At 65.3% G+C, this 3,363-nt stretch carries 4 protein-coding genes; 2 read left to right on the forward strand and 2 right to left on the reverse strand.

Features of this window, described 5'->3' with window-relative positions; all coding sequences use genetic code 11:
- Window positions 1-174: 174 nt before the first annotated feature.
- Window positions 175-492: a hypothetical protein gene (locus tag BW949_RS16330; RefSeq protein WP_076367991.1), complete on the reverse strand. Its 318-nt coding sequence runs from the start codon at window positions 490-492 to the stop codon at window positions 175-177.
- A 226-nt stretch (window positions 493-718) separates the two neighbouring features.
- Window positions 719-862 (reverse strand): hemin uptake protein HemP, encoded by a 144-nt coding sequence (gene hemP / locus BW949_RS16335; RefSeq protein ID WP_076367997.1) that lies wholly within the window; start codon window positions 860-862, stop codon window positions 719-721.
- Between the two features lie 406 nt (window positions 863-1,268).
- Between hemP and BW949_RS16340 the strand changes: the two genes are divergently transcribed.
- Window positions 1,269-1,985 carry an ABC transporter ATP-binding protein gene (locus BW949_RS16340; RefSeq protein WP_076367993.1) on the forward strand — a complete coding sequence of 239 codons (717 nt, stop codon included), beginning with the start codon at window positions 1,269-1,271 and terminating at the stop codon, window positions 1,983-1,985.
- A gap of 34 nt (window positions 1,986-2,019) precedes the next feature.
- The gene (locus BW949_RS16345) at window positions 2,020-3,141 is read left to right on the forward strand and encodes a SufD family Fe-S cluster assembly protein (protein ID WP_076367995.1); all 1,122 of its coding nucleotides are present in this window, start codon (window positions 2,020-2,022) and stop codon (window positions 3,139-3,141) included.
- Window positions 3,142-3,363: the final 222 nt, after the last annotated feature.

Here is a 3,363-nt window from a genome sequence, read left to right on the forward strand (position 1 = left end):
CGTTCTCGAACGGGTGCCAGAAGGCCAAGAGAAGCGGCAGATCGCCGGGACGCTCGACATTCGTCTGCGGCGCATAGATCAGCTGGAAATGGGCCTGCGCAGGCAGGGCGAAAAAGGCCGCCAGCGCGGCACCGGCAAGAAGGCGTTTCATGTCGTGATCTCCGTTTCGTCTGCTCAATAGATTTCGTCCGAGGGGATCGTGATCTTGTGGCCCTCGCCCGCATCGAAAAGCACGGTGAAGGCGCCCTCGGGCTTGTCGAAGGTGAATTCGCTGCTCGCCCCCATCTCGCCTTCGATCAGCACCGCGTCATCGGCGCCCATCACCTTCATCGCCACGCCGCTGGCCGAGGAGCCATCCGAGAACCCGCCCTCGCACAGAACGGTGCCGTCGCCGTTGTCGTAGCAGGCGCACAGCGGCGTATGCGCCGCGGCAGCGGTCGCCCAGCTCAGCGCGGCGACAAGCGCCAGAAGGGTCTTGGGGAACGGGGTCATCTTTTTCTCCTGAGGTTCGTGTTCACGAGGGGGGGCTCTGCCCGAGGCCCGCCGCAGGTTCCGTTGGCGGCGTCCAGAGGCATGACCTGATACCGGCGCAGGCGAGACACAAACATGACCAAATCAATCAGGAACTAAATACCTGAGACGTTTTGTCACCAATTCGCGCAGTGACCCGACGCCAAAAACCCGGCCCGGTGAACAGCGCCGGCCGGGTGTCAGGTGCTCATTTGGTCAGGATCAGCTTGCCGTTGCGGGTGATCCGCAGCGTGTAGGCGACATCATCCAGAAGGATATGCGCCAGCCCTGCCCCGCAGGTCAGCGCGCGTGCATCATGGCGGGGCACCTTCGGGCAGGTGTCCGGCTGCATATGCCGCCCCAGTGTTGCGTCCGCGGCCCCATCCGGCATCCGCAGACCAAGCCGCGGCCGGGTCTGCCCGTTGTCATCGCGCATGACGATATCCCCCAGTCGATCTGGATAATGCGTCAGGGGACCTTGCGTGGGCTGGGGCCTGAATCCGGGCGCGCGTGCCGCCCTCTCATTTGTCGATCAAAATTATCGGAGAAGGCCGCTGCGGTAAAGCGACAAGGCCCGCCCGCCCTGCGGCGCCACGTCGCTTGCGCCGGGAACACGTCGCTTGCGCCGGGAATACGCCCCCTTCCGCACCGCGACAATATGGCAGATCAAAACAATCAGGATTGTGCTAGGCTTGCTGCCAGAGGCCCAGCCGATTTCATCCAGCAAGGTCCATCCGCGCATCTGGCAGGAGGGGACAATGACGCTGGTATCAGGTTTGGAGATTTCGGGGCTGGATGTCGAGGTTGACGGAAAGCCGGTTCTGAGCGGCATCGATCTGAGCGTGCCCTCGGGCGAGCTGCACGTGCTGCTTGGACCGAACGGATCGGGGAAATCCAGCCTGCTGGCCGCGATCATGGGCTTGCCGCCCTACCGCATCACCGCAGGCGAGATCCGCTTCAATGGCCAGAGCCTCAACGATCTGCCGCTGTGCGCGCGCGCCCGGCTGGGCATCGGCATGGCGTTCCAGCGTCCGCCGGGCCTTGAGGGCGTCACGCTCGAGGCCTTTGCCGCTGCGCTTTCCGCGCAGGACCGGCTGACGCGCGAGGCTGCCGCGCTCGATCTTGCGGATTTCACCACGCGGCAATTGAACGTCGGGTTCTCGGGTGGCGAGATCAAGCGCTGGGAAATCCTGAAGCTGATGCTGCAAGATCCGCGGCTGGTGCTGTTCGACGAACCCGAAAGCGGGGTCGACCTCGAGCATGTGATCGCCGTGGGGCATGCGATCGACCGAATCGTGCGGGCCCCCGACACCCCGCGCACCGGCCTCGTGATCACCCATACCGGCACCATCCTGAACCATGTCACGGCCGATCGCGCCCACATCCTGCGCGGCGGGCGGGTGATCGCCTCGGGCGCGGCGCCGACCCTTTTCGCCCATGTGCAGACACAGGGCTACACCGCCCCGGCCGCCTGAGCGCCCCCCCCCGGCCTTCCAAAGGAGCTTTGCCATGACCGATGTCCAGATGCCCCCCGCATCGCTGTCCAATGCCGAACGCACATTGCTGCACGAGGTCGGCTTTGCCGATGAGACCGAACGCGCCGGCACCGCTGTTCTGGTCGACGATCACATGCGCGTCGCACAATCCAACGACCCGGCGCAGCTTGAGATCCTGCCGCTGGCGCAGGCCCTGACGACCTATGATTTCGTCCAGGATCTGATGTTCGGCCTCGTCGGACCCGAGGAAAACGACCATATCCGGGCGCTGGCGGAAACCATGCATCCGCCGCTGGGACATTTCATCTGGGTCAAGGCCGGGGCCAAGCTGCGCCTGCCGGTGCAATGCTTCTCGATGCTCGAGACACCGCAGGCGCGGCAGTTCACGCATGACATCACGCTGATCGAGGCGGGCGCCGAGGTCGAGATCATCGGGGGCGCGATGGTGCCGCCGGCGCTGAACCGCGGTCGCCATATCGCGCTGTCCGAGACCTATCTGCGCGCCGGTGCCCGCTGCACGGCGATCGGGATCGAACATTGGGCACCGGGCATGGAGGTGCATTCCTACAGCTATGCGCGGCTCGAGGCCGGGGCGAGATCCGAGACGACGTCGATCCTGCTGGCGCCGGTGCGCGAACATGGCGCGCATGCCCGCGCCGAGCTGGGCGCCGATGCCGTCAGCACGGCGCAGACGCTGGTCTTCGCCCCCGAGGGCACGCATCGGGTGATCGACAGCGAGACGCGTCTGGCGGGTCCGGGCGCGCGCGCGCAGGAGGTGACGCGGATGGTGTCGGCCGGCGGGCAGATCGACAATCTGGCGCGGATGATCGGTGCAGAAGAAGGGACCGAGGGGTTTCTGGGCTGCGACGGTCTCAACCTGGGCAAGGGGGGCGCGATCCGAGCGGTTCCCGCGCTCGAGGCGCTGGCCGAAGGCACGGCGCTGTCGCACGAGGCCTCGGTCGGCCGGATCGACGGCGAGAAGCTGTCCTATCTGATGGCGGCGGGCATGGAGGAAGACGCGGCGCGCGAGCTGATTGTTCAGGGCTTCCTTGCGCCGGCGGACGACGTCCTTCCCGAAGGTGTCCGAGAGCGCGTATCGGCGCTGATCGTGTCAGCCAAATCCGGGGGGATGTAACGGCAGATGCGCGGACGCATTCATTCCAGGCGCAGAGATGTCTGGGTGACTGGAATGGATGTGTCAGGATTGTCTGTCGCGGTATTTTGGTTGCGGGGGCAGGATCTGATCACAACTTGCGCCCCGAGCAAGCAAAGTGGTTGCGGGAGGCCGCATCCATCATAACGTGCGCCCAGACGGCCGACTTGTGGGACTAGTCGATATTAGGAATGTCGCCAAGCA

Source organism: Phaeovulum vinaykumarii, from assembly GCF_900156695.1.
GTDB lineage: Bacteria > Pseudomonadota > Alphaproteobacteria > Rhodobacterales > Rhodobacteraceae > Bieblia_A > Bieblia_A vinaykumarii.

Bases quoted from the DNA above. Each gene is read 5' to 3' on its own strand.
- hemP (WP_076367997.1), bottom strand. From the start codon at position 862: ATGCAGCCGGACACCTGCCCGAAGGTGCCCCGCCATGATGCACGCGCG.
- BW949_RS16345 (WP_076367995.1), top strand. From the start codon at position 2,020: ATGACCGATGTCCAGATGCCCCCCGCATCGCTGTCCAATGCCGAACGC.
- BW949_RS16330 (WP_076367991.1), bottom strand. From the start codon at position 492: ATGACCCCGTTCCCCAAGACCCTTCTGGCGCTTGTCGCCGCGCTGAGC.
- BW949_RS16340 (WP_076367993.1), top strand. From the start codon at position 1,269: ATGACGCTGGTATCAGGTTTGGAGATTTCGGGGCTGGATGTCGAGGTT.